This window comes from Embleya sp. NPDC025285 (genome assembly GCF_055558835.1).
Window position 1 is genome coordinate 77174 of sequence record NZ_JBVHLU010000036.1, and the last position, 14836, is coordinate 92009.

Genomic DNA, 14836 nt, shown 5'->3' on the forward strand with positions numbered 1-14836 from the left:
AACTAGGCTCTGACCATGCGTCGAGCCAAAATTGTCTGCACCCTGGGCCCTGCCACCAATTCGTATGAACAGATCCGCACGCTGGTCGACGCAGGCATGGATGTAGCCCGCTTCAACCTCAGCCACGGCGCGTACGCCGAGCACGAGGAGCGCTATCACCGCGTCCGTCGGGCATCCGACGAATCCGGTCGCAGCGTCGGCATCCTCGTCGACCTCCAAGGCCCCAAGATCCGCCTGGAGACCTTCGCCGAAGGCCCCGTGCTCCTGGAGCGCGGCGACGAGTTCACGATCACGACCGAGGACGTCCCCGGCGACAAGCACGAGGTCGGCACCACCTACAAGGGGCTGACCGCCGACGTCACCAAGGGCGAGCGGATCCTCATCGACGACGGCCGGGTCACCCTGGAGGTCGTCGACGTCGAGGGCCCGCGCGTGCACACGATCGTCATCGAGGGCGGCATGGTCTCCGACCACAAGGGGCTCAACCTCCCCGGTGTGGCCGTGAGCGTGCCCGCGCTGTCCGAGAAGGACATCGAGGACCTCAAGTGGGGCCTCAACCTCGGTGCGGACATGATCGCGCTGTCCTTCGTGCGCGCCGCGAAGGACATCGAGGACGTCCACAAGATCATGGACGAGGTCGGCGTCCGACTCCCGGTGATCGCGAAGATCGAGAAGCCACAGGCGGTGGACAACCTCGAGGAGATCGTCCACGCCTTCGACGCCATCATGGTCGCCCGCGGCGACCTCGGCGTCGAAATGCCGCTGGAGGCCGTGCCGATCGTGCAGAAGCGCGCGATCACACTGGCCCGGGCCAACGCCAAGCCCGTCATCGTCGCCACCCAGATGCTCGACTCGATGATCAGCGCCTCGCGCCCCACCCGGGCGGAGGCGTCCGACGTCGCCAACGCCGTCCTGGACGGCACGGACGCGGTCATGCTGTCGGGCGAGACCTCGGTCGGCAAGTATCCGATCGAGACCGTCAAGACCATGGCGCGGATCGTGGTCGCGGCCGAGGACTCCTCCGCGATGCAGGAGGAGATCCGCGGTCTGGCCGGTCCGCGCACCCAGGGCGGCGTGATCGCGAAGGCCGCGATCGAGATCGCCGAACGACTGGACGCCAAGTACCTGGTGGCGTTCACCCAGAGCGGTGACACGGGCCGCCGGTTGTCCCGGTACCGCTCGATGATCCCGATGCTGGCCTTCACCCCGGAGCCGGCGGTGCGCAGCCGCCTGGCGCTCACGTGGGGCCTGGAGACCTTCCTCGGGCCGCTGTGTAGCCACACCGACGAGATGGTTCGTCAGGTGGACGCGGCACTGCTCGCGATCGGCCGCTGCAAGAAGGGCGACCTGGTCGTGATCACGGCCGGCTCCCCGCCCGGCGTTCCCGGATCGACCAACCTGATCCGCCTGCACCACATAGGGGATCTGCCCAACGAGTAGGACCCTGTCGTAGTACCGACGGCCCGTCACCCACTGGGTGACGGGCCGTCAGTACTTGGGGCCGACGTGTTCGTCCATGAGTGCGACGGAGGCACGGCGGGCGACCGAAAGGTTGTTGCGCCGGGCGAACCTCCACTCGACACCGAGTTGGTCCAGCGTGGTCGTGAGGATGCGCATGATGTCCGTGGACTCGTTGGTGAACAGGTAGCGCGGGTACTCGTAGCGCTTGCGCTCGCCGGCGACCATGCGGGTGGTCCAGTTCATGTTCCGACAGCCGTCGGAGTGGATGAGGCCGCGCACGAGGGCCCAGGGCTCGGCTCGGACGATGTCCTGTTGCCAGGATTCGAGGACGATCGACCGCTCGTGCTTGCGGCCGGGGCCGTGCTGGGGGAACAGGCATGGCCAGTGTTGTGAGTAGCGCTTGATGTCTGTACACCCTCGGCGGGGTACGAAGTTCGACGCGGAGCCCGGGAGGACGCGCGCAATGGCATCGGCGCATTCCCGCATCAGGCCCGGCCACGCGTTGGCGCAGGAGATTCTGAGGCTGTACGCGCGGGGGCCGGCCACGATGTGGCCGTCGCCGAGATAGAGGCCGAGCAGGTAGGCGTATGCCGGGCGATCGACGTCGAGTTCCAGACAACGGAAGCAAAGGGCCCGGCGTCGTACAGGGAGGTCGCCGTGACGAAAACGCTCCGTGTGTAGCCAAGAGCCCACGGTCCCTGGCGGGATACGCAGCCTGCGAGCCACGTCGGCATTGGAGACGCCTGCCCGCAGCAGAGTGATTGCCTGGCGACGGAGATCGGGGTCATGCATGGAACCACGGTGTGCCGCAGCCACTCGCTGGTTCAGATGTTCGAGTGCGATTCACTCGATCGGACTAGTTGGTGCCCCGAGTCGGACTCGAACCGACACTGTATGGGTTTTGAATCCATTGCCTGCTGCCAATTGGGCTACCGGGGCGCTGACCTGGGAACGCCTCGTATCAAACGAGGTCGCCCCCTGCACGAGGAACACCATACCGCCTCTCGGTACCCTCGTGTCCGCACCATTTCCCTGATCGAGGAGCGACGTGACCGCCGCCACGCAGCCGCCCGCCGCATCGCAGGACAGCCACCGCGCCCGTGTCGTCATTGCCGAGGACGAGGCGCTGATCCGGCTCGATCTGAAAGAGATGTTGGAGGAAGAGGGGTACCACGTCGTCGGTGAGGCCGGAGACGGCCAGCGGGCCGTGGAGCTGGTCCACGAGTGCCGGCCCGACCTGGTCATCCTGGACGTGAAGATGCCGATACTCGATGGCATCTCGGCTGCAGAGCAGATCGCGAAGGCCCGCCTCGCCCCCGTGCTGATGTTGACCGCCTTCTCCCAGCGCGAGCTGGTGGAGCGGGCCCGGGACGCCGGTGCGATGGCGTATCTGGTCAAGCCGTTCACCAAGGGCGACCTCGTCCCGGCGATCGAGATGGCCGTCTCGCGCTACACCGAACTGGCCGCCCTGGAGCGTGAGGTCGGCGACCTCACCCAGCGGCTGGAGACGCGCAAGCTGGTCGATCGTGCCAAGAGTGTGTTGCAGGAGAAGTACGGGATGTCCGAGCCCGAGGCGTTCCGCTGGATCCAGAAGGCCTCGATGGACCGTCGGATGTCGATGCGCACGGTGGCCGAGGTCGTGGTGTCCGGAGGCGACGTCGCCGACTGACCCAGCCTCCCTCAATCTCCCACGAACCCGCCCGATTGCGGTCAAATCGGGCGGGTTCGTCGTTTTCCCGGCATCGGATGATCATATTTGATCACTTTGGATCGATAGATTTCATTCACTGTTTCTTTTGGATTACTTCTGGTTACGGGCGCATCACATCTCAGTCGGCGGACTGCCGCTGCCCTTCCCGCCGGACTACATTCCGGGCACCGCATGTTCATCGCGGTTTGTGAAGGCGCCCCGATGCGGGCTCCGAACTTTTTCTACAAGGGGTTGGGGTTTGCTGTGCTCAAGCGACGCGTGATCAAAATCGCGCTGCCCATCGCGGCAGCGGCACTCGTGCTTTCCGCGTGCGGCAGTGACGATGACGACAAGAAGAAGGAAGGCGGCAGCACCGCCCCCGGTGGTGGTAACAAGCCGACCTGGACCATAGGTTTCCAAGCGGGGCTCTCGGGGGAGAATGCCCAGCTTGGCATCAACGAAGAGAACGGCGCACGTCTCGCCGTCGAGCAGGCCAACGCGAAGGGCGATCTTCCCTTCACGCTCAAGTTCAAGACCTCGGACGACGAGGCGTCGGAGACGAAGTCGGTCTCCGCGGCGCAAAAGCTGATCGACGACAACAACGTTGTTGCCGTCGTCGGCCCCGCCTTCTCCGGCCCCACCAAGGCCGCGTCGCCGAACTACGCCAAGGCGAAGCTCGCCACGGTGTCCCCGTCGGCGACCAACCCGTCCCTGACGAACGCGGAGAACAATTTCACCGCGTTCCTGCGCGGGGCGCCGAACGACAACGCCCAGGGCGGCGGGATGGCGAAGTACCTGTCGAAGAAGCTTCAGGTCAAAAAGGTCTTCGTCGTCGACGACAAGACCGAGTACGGCGTGGGTCTGTCGAAGGTCGCCAAGGACGAGCTGACCAAGGCCGGCGTCCAGGTCGTCTCGGACAGCGTGCCGAAGGCGACCCCGGACTACGGTCCGATCTCCACGAAGATCAAGAACTCCGGCGCGGACGCCATGATCTACGCGGGCTACTACCAGGACGGCGCGCCGTTCGCCAAGAAGCTCAAGGAGGCCGGGTTCACCGGTCCCAAGTTCTCCGGTGACGGCACCAACGACTCGCAGTTCGTCTCGCTCGCCGGGGACGCCGCGAACGACTGGTTCCTGACCTGCCCGTGCGCCGACGCGAACGTCGAGGCGGCCACGAAGCAGTTCACGGACGACTACAAGAAGCGCTTCAACACGAACCCGAGCACCTACTCGGCGGAGTCGTTCGACATCGCCAACCTGGTGATCGAGCAGATGAAGTCCTTCGGCGCGGAGAAGATCACCCGCGAGGCGATGCTGACCAAGCTCAAGGGTGCCTCGTACAAGGGTCTGACCAAGACCTTCAAGTTCCTGCCGAACGGTGAATTCGACGGCGCGACGACCTTCATCTACCAGGTGAAGGGCGGCAAGATCGGCTACATGGGCGACATCGACCAGCTCGTGGGCGGCTGACCCGATAGATCGGGCGGCGCTACCTGACGATCGGGCCCGGGTCTTCCCGGAGTTTTCGGGAAGACCCGGGCCCGTCCGGTTTTCTTGAGGAAGCTTTCCTTATGCAACCTGATGAAATCCTGGATTACCTTATTCCAGGGATCATGCTCGGTGCGTTGTACGCGGTGATCGCCATCGGCTATACCCTGGTCTATGGCGTTCTGCAACTCATCAACTTCGCACACAGTGAAGTGTTCATGGTGGGCGCCTATTCGGCGCTTCTCGCCTTGACCTGGATCGACCCGAGCAGCAATCCGACGACGTTCATGTCGGTGTTGTTGGTCGCGGCCGGTCTGGCCGTTTCCGGTACCGCCGGCGCGGCCACGGCCTTTACGCTGGAAAAAGTCGCCTATAGACCGCTCAGACGCAGGAACGCGCCTCGGTTGGCGTTCCTGATCAGCGCGATCGGGGCCTCCTACTTCCTGCAGAACCTTGCGGGGAAGTTGTTCGGTCGCGACTCGCGCGCACTGCCGACGGTGTTCGAGAACAAGAAGGTCTTCTCGGTCTTCGGCACCCAGGTCACCATCCTGCAGCTGCTCATCGTTTGTGCGGCGGTGCTGATGATGGTCGGTCTGGACTACCTGGTGAACCGCACCAAGCTGGGCTCGGGTATCCGGGCGGTGGCGCAGGACGCCGAGACGGCGGGCCTGATGGGTGTGGACATCGACAAGGTGATCTCGCGGACGTTCATCATCGGCGGGTTCATGGGCGGTATCGCCGGCTTCCTGTTCGGCCTGCATCTGCAGTTGTCGTTCACGATGGGCTTCCTGCCGGGTATCACCGCGTTCGCCGCGGCGGTCGTGGGCGGGGTCGGCAACATTCGCGGCGCGATGATGGGCGGCATGCTGCTCGGCATCGTGGAGAGCTTCTCTTCGCCGATCTTCGGTGAGTCGTGGCGGTACGTCAGTGCCTTCGCGGTGCTGGTCCTGGTGCTGATGTTCCGGCCGACCGGCATCCTGGGCGAGCGGTTGGGGAGATCGGCGTGACCACGACGACTGAGGACAGGGATCTCGCGCCGACGGGTTCGGCGCTGGCCAAGTTGCGGCGCAAGCGCTGGTATCAGCAGCCGATGGTCGGTCGCCTGGTGGGCACCGTCTCGGCGGCGGTGCTGCTGGACGTGATGAGTGGTCCACAGGGCAGCCGCGAGGACGTGTTCTTCTCGCTGGACAAGACCCTCGGGTCGATGCGTCTGGTGTGGTGGGTCCTGGGCGCGGTGGCGCTGTGGGCGGTCCTGGAGTTCGCCAAGCCGCTGTACAACCGCTATCTGGCCGCGAGTGTCGGTCCGCTGGACCGGTTCCACACGCCGGTGACCGGCCCGGTCAAGGGCTTGATCGCGCAGACCCGGGCGACGTCGGCGAACCTGCGCAGGATCGTTTGGGTCCGGATCGGCTTCTCGGCCGTGGTGATCGGCCTGCTGATCCTGCTGCCGAATCTGTTGTCCACCTTCTGGAACCAGGTTCTGGTCAACGAGGTGGCGATCTACGTCCTGCTCGCGATCGGCCTGAACGTGGTGATCGGCTGGGCGGGTCTGCTCGACCTGGGCTTCATCGCGTTCTTCGCGATCGGGGCGTACAGCACGGCGTACTGGACCGGCGCGATGCCGGTGGATCCGCCGTTCACGCTGAACGCGTTCCTGGTGATCCCGGTGGCGGTGGCCACGTGTCTGCTGGCCGGGTTGCTGCTCGGCGCGCCGACGTTGCGGCTGCGCGGTGACTACCTGGCGATCGTGACGCTGGGTTTCCACGAGATCATCTATCTGATCGCCAAGAACGCGGACGACTTCACCAACGGTCCGCGCGGGGTCCAGGGCATCTCGAACTTCGGGGTGCACGTCGGTCCGATCGACTACGACTGGGAACTGGACCCGGTGCCCTACTGGTACCTGCTGATCGGCATCGCCACGATCCTGATCATCGCGTTCCTGCGGTTGGAGCACTCCCGGGTGGGTCGGGCCTGGACCGCGATCCGCGAGGACGAGGTGGCGGCGTCGGCGACCGGTGTGCCGACGGTGAAGTTCAAGTTGATGGCGTTCGCGATCGGCGCGTCGACCTCCGGCATCGCCGGTGTCGCGTACGCGAGCAAGGCTCGGTTCATCAGTCCGGAGAGCTTCCTGCTGCTGTTCTCGGTGCTGGTGGTGGCCTACGTCATCTTCGGTGGCATGGGCTCGCTGTGGGGCGTGATCATCGGGACGGCGTTCCTGGCCTGGTTGCCGCAGTACATGAAGGACTGGGTCAACCCGAACGACCGATTCATGTACCTGGGCGCGCTGTTGATCATCATGATGATCTACCGCCCGCAGGGCCTGATTCCCTCGGTTCGGCGCAAGCGCGAGTTGAGCATGGCCAAGGCGGGTCTCGGCGACGCGGACGCGATGTCGGAGCCGGCCGGCGGGAGGATGACGTGAGCATCACCACGACGAAGGCGGACGACGGGCCGCGGGTGGATCCCGCCGATCAGGTCATGCGGGTGCGCGGTGTGACGCTGCGCTTCGGTGGCCTGGTGGGTCTGTCCGATGTGGCGTTGGACCTGCACCGCGGCGAGATTCTCGCGGTGATCGGTCCCAACGGCGCGGGCAAGACGTCGTTGTTCAATTCGCTCACCGGGATGTACGTCCCGCAGGAAGGCAGCATCGTGCTGCGCGACCGGGCGGGTGCCGAGCATTCGCTCAAGGGGCGCAAGCCGCACCTGGTGAACCGGCTCGGGGTGGCCCGCACGTTCCAGAACATTCGCCTGTTCGGCGCGCTGACCGCGCTGGAGAACGTGAAGATCGCGGCGGAGACCCGGCAGAAGGCCGGCCCGGTGTCGATCATGCTGGGGCTGCCGAACGCGCGGCGCGAGGATCGCGAGAGCGACAAGCGGGCGCTGGAGCTGTTGCACTTCGTGGGGCTGGACGGGCTGCTCAACGAGTTGGCCGCGTCGTTGTCCTACGGGCAGCAGCGCAGCCTGGAGATCGCCCGCGCGTTGGCCACCGATCCGCAGGTGTTGCTCCTGGACGAGCCGGCGGCGGGCACGAACCCGACCGAGAAGCTCGAGCTGGAGGTGTTGATCCGCCGGATCAACCGCGAGCTGGGTATCAGCGTGCTTTTGATCGAGCACGACATGCGCCTGGTGATGTCGGTGGCGGACCGGGTCACGGTGCTCAACTTCGGCAAGGTGATCGCCTCCGGCTCGCCTGCCGAGGTGCAGCGCAATCCCGAGGTCGTCGCGGCCTATCTGGGATCGGAGATGGCCGCCGAGATGGTCGCCGCCTCGGATGCCGAGGCCGCGGGCGAGTCGGACGGTACGGTCCCCGCGCAGCGGGACGGGGAGGAGCAGCGATGAGCACCGCCGAGTCCAAGGGCACGGACGCGGTCGGGCTGGCCAAACCGGCCGCGAGCACCGCGACGACACCCCGTAAGAAGATGCTGGAGCTTGATGACCTGCACGTGTTCTACGGCGCCATCCAGGCGCTCAAGGGCGTGCACATCGAGGTGAACGAGGGCGAGATCGTGGCGCTGCTCGGCGCCAACGGCGCGGGCAAGACCACGACGCTGCGCACCATCTCGGGTCTGTTGACGCCGCGTGAGGGCGAGGTGCGCTGGCGCGGCGAGCGGATCGACGGGGTGCCGGCGCATCACGTGGTGGGGTTGGGGATCGGGCATTCTCCGGAGGGTCGCCGGGTGTTCCCGGCGATGACCGTCACGGAGAACCTGAACATGGGCGCGTACCGGTTCAAGTCGGTGCCCAGGGCCGAGTTGGACCGGGTGTTCGAGTTGTTCCCGCGGCTGGCCGAGCGGCGGTCGCAGCTCGCGGGCACGTTGTCCGGTGGCGAGCAGCAGATGCTGGCGATCGGGCGGGCGTTGATGGGGCAGCCGAAGCTGCTGCTCCTGGACGAGCCGTCGATGGGTCTGGCGCCGCTGATCGTGGCGCAGATCTTCGAGATCATCCGGGAGATCAACGAGCAGGGCACCACGGTGTTGCTGGTCGAGCAGAACGCGGCGCAGGCGCTGCGGCTGGCGCACCGGGGTTATGCCCTGGAGACCGGTTCGGTGGTGTTGTCCGGTCCGGCCGAGCAGCTGTTGTCGGACCCGAAGGTACGCGAGGCGTATCTGGGCGAGGGCGCGTAGCGCCGCGGTGGCCGCGTGGTGGAGGGGGTCGGCCCCTTCACCGCGCGGCGCCGTTCGCCGGCGCGGCTCGGTCGGCCGCGTTTGGTCAGCCGCGTTTGATCATGCAGCTCAGGCGCGCGGTGCAGACCCGCTTGTCGTCCTCGTCGGTGATGACGATCTCGTAGGTGGCCAGGGTGCGGCCCAGGTGTACCGGGGTGGCCACGCCGGTGACCAGGCCCGTTTTGGCGGAGCGGTGGTGGGTGGCGTTGATCTCGATGCCCAGGGTGATCGCGTCGGGGCCGGCGTGCAGTGCGGAGCCGACGGAGCCGAGGGTTTCGGCGAGGACGCAGGAGGCGCCGCCGTGCAGGAGTCCGTACGGCTGGGTGTTGCCCTTGACCGGCATGGTGGCCACGACGCGTTGGGCGGTGGCCTCCACGAAGGTGATCCCCATCCGGTCGGACAGGGTCTCCTGGTTGCCGATGTTCATGAATGCCAGGACCTCGTCGAGGTTGGGCGCGGTGGTCTCGTCGGGCATGGGCCGGTCCTCCGGATACGTGGTTGTGTCGGCCTGACAGCCTAGGATCGCGGTCGTGGCAGCGACTCAGACCCCCCAGACCTCCGTTCCCGCCGGTTCCCGGCCGCGACTTCTGCTCCTCGACGGGCACTCGTTGGCGTATCGGGCGTTCTACGCGCTCAAGGAAGCGTCGATGAGTACCGCGACGGGCCAACCGACCCAGGCGGTCTACGGGTTCACGTCGATGTTGGTGAACGTGTTGCGGGACGAGGCGCCGACCCATCTGGGTGTGGCGTTCGATGTGTCCCGGCAGTCGTTTCGCACCGAGGAGTTCCCGGATTACAAGGCGAACCGGTCGGAGACTCCGGAGGAGTTCAAGGGCCAGGTCGAGCTGATCGTCGAGGAACTGACCGCGATGGGCGTGCCGACCATGCGGGTGGCGGGCTACGAGGCGGACGACGTGATCGCCACGCTGGCCACCCGGGCCGCGTCCGAGGGCTTCGAGGTGTTGATCCTCACCGGCGACCGGGACGCGTTGCAGTTGGTCACCTCGGACGTCACGGTGCTGTATCCGATGATGGGCGTGAGCAAGCTGCACCGGTTCACTCCGGAGGCGGTGGAGGAGAAGTACGGGCTGACGCCGGCGCAGTATCCCGACTTCGCGGCGTTGCGCGGCGACCCGAGCGACAATCTGCCGGGCATTCCGGGGGTGGGCGAGAAGACGGCCGCGAAGTGGATTCGCGAGTTCGGTTCGTTCGCCGAGCTGATGGAGCGCGCGGACGAGGTCAAGGGCAAGGCGGGGCAGAATCTGCGCGATCACCTGGACAACGTCAAGCTCAACCGGCGGTTGACCGAGCTGGTGCGCGAGGTCGAGCTGGAGGTGTCGCCGGCCGATCTGGAGCGCAAGCCGTTCGACCGGGCGGCGATCGAGGTGGTGCTGGACACGCTGGAGTTCCGCAACACCAACTTCCGGGACCGGTTGTGGGCGGTGGATCCGGGGCTGGTGCCGGAGGTGATCGAGGCCGAGCCGGGTTTCGAGCTGGACACCACGGTGGTGGAGCCGGGCGGGCTGACCGCGTGGCTGGAGGAGCACGCGGCGGGCACCGAGCGCACCGGGCTCGCGGTGGACGGCGCTTGGGGGCGCGGGACCGGCGAGGTCAAGGGGCTGGCGTTCGCCGCGGCGGACGGCGCGGCGGCGTTCGTGGACCCGTTGGGCATGGACGAGAACGACGACGCGGCGCTGGCGGCCTGGTTGGCGGATCCGCAGCGGACCAAGGCGGTGCACGACGCGAAGGGCCCGATCCTGGCGTTGGCCGCGCGCGGCTGGGCGTTGTGGGGGGTCACCAGCGATACCGCGCTGGGCGCGTATCTGGTGTTGCCCGGGCAGCGCTCGTTCGCGTTGGAGACGCTGGTCGAGCGCTTTTTGGGTCGTGAGCTGAAGGTGGACCAGAGCGGCGCGGGCGATGGGCAGCTCGCGTTGGACATGTCCGATCAGGACGAGGCGGAGCCGGGTGCGGCGCTGATGTTGGCGGCCCGCGCGGTGGTGGACCTGGCGGCGGCGCTGGATGTGGAGTTGGCCGCCAAGGGCGGTCTGGAGCTGCTCCAGGACATGGAGTTGCCGCTGCTGCCGGTGCTGGCGCGGATGGAGCAGTTGGGTATCGCGGCGGATCTGCCGTATCTGGAGTCGCTCCGGGAGCAGTTCGCGGCGGCGGTGAAGCAGGCCACGGACGAGGCGCACGCGGCGGTAGGGCACGAGTTCAACCTGGGTTCGCCCAAGCAGTTGCAGGAGATCCTGTTCAACGAGCTGGGCCTGCCCAAGACCAAGAAGATCAAGACCGGTTTCACCACCGACGCGGACGCGTTGACCTGGCTGGCGGGGCAGACCGACAACGAGTTGCCGGTGATCCTGTTGCGCCACCGCGATCAGACCCGGCTGCGCACCACGGTCGAGGGTCTGATCAAGACGGTCGCCGACGACGGGCGCATCCACACCACGTTCAATCAGACGGTGGCGGCCACGGGCCGGTTGTCCTCGCAGGATCCGAACCTGCAGAACATCCCGATCCGGACCGAGGAGGGGCGGCTGATCCGGCGCTCGTTCGTGGTCGGCGAGGGTTTCGAGGGCTTGTTGACGGCGGACTACAGCCAGATCGAGTTGCGGATCATGGCCCACCTGTCCCAGGACGTGGCGTTGATCGAGGCGTTCACGACGGGGGAGGACCTGCATTCGACGATGGCCGCGCAGGTCTTCTCGGTGGCTCCGGAGGCGGTGGATCACGCGCTGCGCAGCAAGATCAAGGCGATGTCGTACGGATTGGCGTACGGGCTCTCCGCGTTCGGTCTCTCGCAGCAGTTGGACATCGAGCCGGGTGAGGCGCGCGGGCTGATGGAGACGTACTTCGAGCGGTTCGGCGGGGTGCGCGACTATCTGCACAAGGTGGTCGAGGAGGCCCGGCAGACCGGGTACACCGAGACGGTGTTCGGTCGGCGGCGCTATCTGCCGGACCTGACCAGCGACAACCGCCAGCGTCGGGAGATGGCCGAGCGGATGGCGTTGAACGCGCCGATCCAGGGTTCGGCGGCGGACATCGTCAAGGTCGCGATGTTGGCGGTGGATCGGGCGATGCGGGAGGAGAAGCTGGCCTCGCGGATACTGCTCCAGGTTCACGACGAACTGGTCCTGGAGGTGGCGCCGGGCGAGCGGGAGCGGCTGGAGGTGCTGGTGCGTCGGGAGATGGCCGGCGCGTATCCGCTGCGCGCCCCGCTGGACGTGTCGGTCGGTTTCGGGGCGAACTGGGAGGACGCGGGTCACTGATCGTGAATGAGTGCGCCGTGGGGGTGGAGAGCCGGCCGTGGCCGGCATAGGTTCGCACGGGTCACCGGTGGTCGAGGACGACCGGTGTGAAGTCGAACTTGCGCACAGAGGGGGGAGCTTCGTGGAAGAGGCCGAGTCGGGGCCCGATCCGCAGAAGCCGGGTACGCCGGATGTGGACGCGGTGGAGGTGGTGGCGGAGCGCATATCCGCCACCGCTCCCGCGTCGGAGCCGGGTCCCGTGGCGCCGCCGGTATCGGGCGAGCCGGACGCTCCCGCCAAGCGCAGACGCATCCTGAACCCGTGGGTGGGCAGCGCGGCGGCGATCCTGGTGGTGCTGGCGTGCGGCGCGGCGGTGCAGTCCCCGTTCACCATGGTCACCGCGCACCGGGTGCCCACCTCGGATCTGCCGAGGTTGTCCGATCCGGCGCCGGAGAACGGCACTTCGGCCAACGGCGGCGGCCCGACCCACTTCGAAGCGCCGCCGCCGGTGCTGCCGGCGGCGCTGCCGGGCGCGCCCACCACGTCCGCGCCGCCCACCACCGCCGCGCCGGGGACGCCGACCGCCGCGGCCGGCACCCGCGGGACCACCGCGACCGGCACCGGCGGCATCCCACAGACGGTGTTGCTGGCCTATCAACAGGCCGCGTCCAACCTGGCCCGGATGGATCCGGGGTGCAAACTGCCGTGGACGCTGCTCGCGGGCATCGGTCGGGTCGAGTCGGAGCACGCGTACGGCGGCAACGTGACCGTGGACGGTACGGCGGTCACCCCGATCCTGGGCCCGCGCCTGGACGGCGGTCCGTGGGCCCGGATCACCGACACCGACGGCGGCCGCTACGACTTCGACACCGAGTTCGACCGCGCGGTGGGCCCGATGCAGTTCATCCCCTCCACCTGGAAGGGCTGGGGGATGGACGGCAACCGGGACGGCCAGATCAACCCGCAGAACATCTTCGACGCGACGCTGACCGCGGGCCGCTACCTGTGCGCGGGCAACCGGGACCTGTCCACCGGGGCGGGTCTGAACGCGGCGATCCTGTCCTACAACCATTCGGACGAGTACGTCCGCAACGTGATGTCGTGGATGACGTACTACGCGACCGGGGCCCGGTCCGTTCCGGACGCCCGGCAGCCCCCCGCCAAGTCGACCCCGCCGCCGAAGCAGACCACCGACAAGCCGGCCACGGGCAAGCCCGCCACGAGCAAGCCGGCCACGGCCTCGGGTTCGCGTTCGGGGTCGCCGTCGAGCACGTCCACCGGCACCGGCGACCCGGCGAACGCCTCGGCCTCGACGTCGGCCTCGGGAGCCGCGGCCACGCCGTAGTCGGCCGGAATCCGATCCTCAAAAAACGGGAACCTGTTCTTGTTTCTTGCTACCGTGCCCCATCGTCGGCCGCCGGGACGGCGGCCGAGGCAGCAGGAAGGGTGGACCGCCGGATGCGTTCCTTCGCAGCGATCGTGGTCGGGGCGCTCCTGGCCGTGGGGGCCGCGTTCGCGCTGAACGCGTGCGTCGCCGCCGATCCCGCGCCGGTACACGAGCCGCTCCAGGTCACCAGCCCGCCCGCACGCCCCTGAGGCGTAGGGCCGGGCTAGCGGCGGCCCGAATCCGTACCCGGTTCCATCGGCAAGGGGTCCACCTCGATGCGTCGTAAGTCCAGTCTGATCCTGCTGGTCGCGGCAGTGTTCTGCGTGGCGCTGGCGCCGCTGCTGCGCGAGTTCGTCTTCCCGAAGATGGTGGCCCGGGCGCTGTCCGGCGAGGACGCCTACCGGGTGGTGGTCCTGGACGCGACCGACGCCACGCTCCTGGGTGCCCCCGAGGGGCCGGGCAAGGCCAGGATCACCGCGATCCAGACGATCCGCCCGGACGCCAAGGCTTCGAAGGACGGCACCGTCGTGTGGGACCTGAACCTGGCCGTCCTGGACAGCACCGGCAAGGTCGTCACCCAACTTCCCGAGCGCTACGCGTTCGAGGCGGCGGGGCAGATCCCCCGGAACTGCTGCGGCGAGTCGATCGACGGCGCGCCCGCCGCGCACACCGGGCTCGCCTACAAGTGGCCGTTCTTCACCGGCAAGCGCGACTACAACTACTACGACTCGCAGGCGCACAGCGCGAATGTGATCGCGTACAAGGGCACCGCGAAGCGGGACGGGCTTCAGACCTACCGCTTCGAGCAGGAGGTGCCGTGGATGAAGGTCCCGATGCCCAAGCAGCTCCCCGGCGGCCTGGACCCGATCGCGGTCGAGAAGCAGGGCATGCAGCTCTGGTACACCGCGACCCGCCGGATGTGGGTCGAGCCGGTCACCGGCATCCCGGTCTACCTGGAGGAGACCCGTACCGAGGAGCTGCGCACCTCCCCGCCCGCCGACGACCCCAACGCCCGGCCCGTGGTCACCAAGGTCTTCGAAGGCACCTTCAAGCCCCGCCCCGAGTGGTCCCAAAAGCTGATCGCCGACGCCAAGGACCAGAGCAAAAAGCTCCGCGCCGTCCACGACACCGTCCCCTTGGCCCTCCTGGTGACCGGCGTAGTCCTCTTCCTCATCGCGGTGGCCCTGCAATTCATCACCGACCGCAAATCCCGCCCGACCCCACCGCCCACCACCCCGAAAACCGCCGACACCCCGGACACCCCCACGCGCGTCAGCGCCCCCGACCCAGCCCACCCCCACTGATCGACGCGCGAAGCGCGGAGAGCGGCGGAGCCGCAGAACTTTGACTTCGTGCCCCGGAGCGAAGCGGAGGGACACGAAGTCACGAGCGAGGG

13 protein-coding genes and 1 tRNA gene are annotated in these 14836 nt (G+C 67.5%); 11 read left to right on the forward strand and 3 right to left on the reverse strand.

The genetic code is table 11. From position 1 onward, the window contains the following. The first annotated feature begins 15 nt into the window (after nt 1-15). Complete coding sequence (gene pyk, locus ACZ4FV_RS24430; protein ID WP_395862523.1) at nt 16-1440, forward strand: pyruvate kinase; 1425 nt, start codon at nt 16-18, stop codon at nt 1438-1440. A gap of 48 nt (nt 1441-1488) precedes the next feature. Here the strand turns inward: pyk and ACZ4FV_RS24435 are convergent, their stop codons facing one another. Together ACZ4FV_RS24435 and ACZ4FV_RS24440 are read right to left on the reverse strand one after the other, a co-directional pair. Next, nucleotides 1489-2253: a helix-turn-helix domain-containing protein gene (locus tag ACZ4FV_RS24435; protein WP_395862525.1), complete on the reverse strand. Its 765-nt coding sequence runs from the start codon at nt 2251-2253 to the stop codon at nt 1489-1491. Nucleotides 2254-2322: 69 nt separating this feature from the next. Then, a tRNA-Leu gene (locus tag ACZ4FV_RS24440) sits at nt 2323-2400 on the reverse strand. A gap of 109 nt (nt 2401-2509) precedes the next feature. Here ACZ4FV_RS24440 and ACZ4FV_RS24445 point away from each other — a divergent pair. The 6 genes from ACZ4FV_RS24445 (at nt 2510) to ACZ4FV_RS24470 (ending at nt 8766) form a co-directional block, all read left to right on the forward strand. Continuing rightward, nucleotides 2510-3130, forward strand: a complete 621-nt coding sequence (locus tag ACZ4FV_RS24445) for an ANTAR domain-containing response regulator (RefSeq protein ID WP_395862527.1) — start codon at nt 2510-2512, stop codon at nt 3128-3130. Between the two features lie 285 nt (nt 3131-3415). After that, nucleotides 3416-4621: a branched-chain amino acid ABC transporter substrate-binding protein gene (locus ACZ4FV_RS24450; RefSeq protein ID WP_395862529.1), complete on the forward strand. Its 1206-nt coding sequence runs from the start codon at nt 3416-3418 to the stop codon at nt 4619-4621. Nucleotides 4622-4722: 101 nt separating this feature from the next. Next, nucleotides 4723-5646, forward strand: a complete 924-nt coding sequence (locus tag ACZ4FV_RS24455) for a branched-chain amino acid ABC transporter permease (RefSeq protein ID WP_391582582.1) — start codon at nt 4723-4725, stop codon at nt 5644-5646. After that, nucleotides 5643-7064 carry a branched-chain amino acid ABC transporter permease gene (locus ACZ4FV_RS24460; protein ID WP_395862531.1) on the forward strand — a complete coding sequence of 474 codons (1422 nt, stop codon included), beginning with the start codon at nt 5643-5645 and terminating at the stop codon, nt 7062-7064. The genes ACZ4FV_RS24455 and ACZ4FV_RS24460 overlap by 4 nt, the downstream gene beginning before the upstream one ends. After that, nucleotides 7061-7981, forward strand: coding sequence for an ABC transporter ATP-binding protein (locus ACZ4FV_RS24465; RefSeq protein ID WP_395862533.1), 921 nt, complete (start codon nt 7061-7063; stop codon nt 7979-7981). Before ACZ4FV_RS24460 ends, ACZ4FV_RS24465 begins: the two co-directional genes overlap by 4 nt. 80 nt (nt 7982-8061) lie before the next feature. Further along, nucleotides 8062-8766 (forward strand): ABC transporter ATP-binding protein, encoded by a 705-nt coding sequence (locus ACZ4FV_RS24470; RefSeq protein ID WP_395862796.1) that lies wholly within the window; start codon nt 8062-8064, stop codon nt 8764-8766. Nucleotides 8767-8851: 85 nt separating this feature from the next. On the opposite strand, the gene ACZ4FV_RS24475 is transcribed toward ACZ4FV_RS24470, so the two are convergent. Continuing rightward, on the reverse strand, nt 8852-9280 hold the full coding sequence (locus tag ACZ4FV_RS24475) for a hotdog fold thioesterase (RefSeq protein WP_395862535.1): 429 nt from the start codon (nt 9278-9280) through the stop codon (nt 8852-8854). A 55-nt stretch (nt 9281-9335) separates the two neighbouring features. On the opposite strand from ACZ4FV_RS24475, the gene polA reads away from it, so the two are divergent. The 4 genes from polA (at nt 9336) to pgfA (ending at nt 14744) form a co-directional block, all read left to right on the forward strand. Next, nucleotides 9336-12074, forward strand: coding sequence for a DNA polymerase I (gene polA / locus ACZ4FV_RS24480; protein ID WP_395862536.1), 2739 nt, complete (start codon nt 9336-9338; stop codon nt 12072-12074). Between the two features lie 121 nt (nt 12075-12195). After that, the gene (locus tag ACZ4FV_RS24485) at nt 12196-13398 is read left to right on the forward strand and encodes a lytic transglycosylase domain-containing protein (RefSeq protein WP_395862538.1); all 1203 of its coding nucleotides are present in this window, start codon (nt 12196-12198) and stop codon (nt 13396-13398) included. 113 nt (nt 13399-13511) lie between these two features. Then, the gene (locus tag ACZ4FV_RS24490) at nt 13512-13649 is read left to right on the forward strand and encodes a hypothetical protein (protein WP_395862540.1); all 138 of its coding nucleotides are present in this window, start codon (nt 13512-13514) and stop codon (nt 13647-13649) included. Nucleotides 13650-13715: 66 nt separating this feature from the next. Beyond that, complete coding sequence (gene pgfA, locus ACZ4FV_RS24495; protein WP_395862541.1) at nt 13716-14744, forward strand: cell envelope lipid trafficking protein PgfA; 1029 nt, start codon at nt 13716-13718, stop codon at nt 14742-14744. Nucleotides 14745-14836: the final 92 nt, after the last annotated feature.

Bases quoted from the DNA above. Each gene is read 5' to 3' on its own strand.
- ACZ4FV_RS24475 (WP_395862535.1), bottom strand. From the start codon at position 9,280: ATGCCCGACGAGACCACCGCGCCCAACCTCGACGAGGTCCTGGCATTC.
- ACZ4FV_RS24435 (WP_395862525.1), bottom strand. From the start codon at position 2,253: ATGCATGACCCCGATCTCCGTCGCCAGGCAATCACTCTGCTGCGGGCA.
- ACZ4FV_RS24470 (WP_395862796.1), top strand. From the start codon at position 8,062: ATGCTGGAGCTTGATGACCTGCACGTGTTCTACGGCGCCATCCAGGCG.
- pyk (WP_395862523.1), top strand. From the start codon at position 16: ATGCGTCGAGCCAAAATTGTCTGCACCCTGGGCCCTGCCACCAATTCG.
- ACZ4FV_RS24455 (WP_391582582.1), top strand. From the start codon at position 4,723: ATGCAACCTGATGAAATCCTGGATTACCTTATTCCAGGGATCATGCTC.
- pgfA (WP_395862541.1), top strand. From the start codon at position 13,716: ATGCGTCGTAAGTCCAGTCTGATCCTGCTGGTCGCGGCAGTGTTCTGC.
- ACZ4FV_RS24490 (WP_395862540.1), top strand. From the start codon at position 13,512: ATGCGTTCCTTCGCAGCGATCGTGGTCGGGGCGCTCCTGGCCGTGGGG.